The sequence below is a fragment of the Rhodococcus sp. NPDC057014 genome, from assembly GCF_042673295.1.
In the GTDB taxonomy this organism is placed as follows: Bacteria; Actinomycetota; Actinomycetes; order Mycobacteriales; family Mycobacteriaceae; genus Rhodococcus_F.
In genome coordinates, this window is sequence record NZ_JBHUSF010000638.1 from 1 (window position 1) to 1,379 (window position 1,379).

The window sequence follows — 1,379 nt, forward strand, 5'->3', positions numbered from 1 at the left end:
GAGCTTCTGTGAATCGTGGTGGCCAGGGCCGGGATCGAACCGGCGACCTTCCGCTTTTCAGGCGGACGCTCGTACCAACTGAGCTACCTGGCCGGACGGCACCCGAACCGAATGCCTATCGCACTGTGTTGCCGATACCGAGTATCGGCAACACACTTGCGACCCTGACGGGACTCGAACCCGCGACCTCCGCCGTGACAGGGCGGCGCGCTAACCAACTGCGCCACAGGGCCTTGCTTGTCCTGCTGTGCTCTACAAGTGTAGAGCGTTACTGCGTGTCACTTTTACTGCCGTCGAACCATACCTCATGCTCGACACCGGTCAAACGTACCCCCTACGGGATTCGAACCCGCGCTACCGCCTTGAAAGGGCGGCGTCCTAGGCCGCTAGACGAAGGGGGCCCGTCGGATTTCTCCGAACCAGTACCTCAACGGCGTTCCGTTGGGAGCTTGGATAGCTTAGGACACGGATCGAGAATTTCCCAAATCGCCAGGTCAGACTACGAATCGGGCAGTTCTGAGCCGGAATCCGGCCATCCGTCCCGCGCAAACCTCTCCAGCCATTCGGGTGACGCCATCGCCTCGAGGATCACTTCGAGCGATTCCACGAACCGTGCACCGAGGTCGCCCTCCAGCGCGGTCATGTCGGACATGTACCGCTGGCCGGCGAGAGACGCCGCCAGGACCCGGGTGAATTTCTCCGGGTCGGCGTCGGCGCGCAGCGACCCGTCCCGCTGGGCGCGGATCGCGAATTCGTGTGCAGTGCGCCCCCACACCTGCGAGCCGCCGGACTGCACGTCCGGGTAGAACTCGGGTTCGACGATCAGCCGGAACTCGGCCCGCACGATGACGCTCGAATGGAACAGCTTCGCCAGGTCGATCACGAATCCGTGCAGGGCCTCGAAGGGTCCGATGTCCGTGCGACTCGTCCACCGGTCGGTCAGGGCGGTGAATTGCTCCACCCCGGACTGGAGGACGGCGCGAGCGAGTTCTTCCTTCGACTGGAAGTGGAAGTACATCGCCCCTTTGGTGGCGTTCGAGCCCTCGAGGATCGTGTTGACCGACGCCGCTGCATAGCCGCGCTTCGCGAACTCGATCGCGGCCGACTCCACGAGTGCAGCGCGAGTGCGTCGCGCACGTTCCTGCTGACGTGCCATGACGGTGAATCCCTCTCCCAAATGTCGTAACCCCGCCTTTCGCCCTGCAGGGGCGAGCGTGGAGCCGTACATAACAGTATCCCTGTTTTGAAAAAACCAACAGAGCAGTCTGTTGATCATGAAATCTTCCATATAACAAACTTGAAGTCCGTTATTGTGCCGAAATCGGACCGCTGCCGAAAACACACCAAGTGGTATAATTCGGGTCGGCTCGGGTGCGCTG

1 protein-coding gene and 3 tRNA genes are annotated in these 1,379 nt (G+C 61.7%); all 4 read right to left on the reverse strand.

Translation table 11 applies throughout. From position 1 onward, the window contains the following. Window positions 1–16 precede the first annotated feature (16 nt). The 4 genes from ACFTZB_RS45645 to ACFTZB_RS45660 all read right to left on the reverse strand — a co-directional run bounded on the left by ACFTZB_RS45645 (window position 17) and on the right by ACFTZB_RS45660 (window position 1,156). A tRNA-Phe gene (locus ACFTZB_RS45645) sits at window positions 17–93 on the reverse strand. A 66-nt stretch (window positions 94–159) separates the two neighbouring features. Continuing rightward, window positions 160–233: transfer RNA gene (locus tag ACFTZB_RS45650), tRNA-Asp, on the reverse strand. 95 nt (window positions 234–328) lie between these two features. Continuing rightward, window positions 329–401: transfer RNA gene (locus tag ACFTZB_RS45655), tRNA-Glu, on the reverse strand. A gap of 98 nt (window positions 402–499) precedes the next feature. Beyond that, the gene (locus tag ACFTZB_RS45660) at window positions 500–1,156 is read right to left on the reverse strand and encodes a TetR family transcriptional regulator (RefSeq protein ID WP_378442609.1); all 657 of its coding nucleotides are present in this window, start codon (window positions 1,154–1,156) and stop codon (window positions 500–502) included. Window positions 1,157–1,379 lie beyond the last annotated feature (223 nt).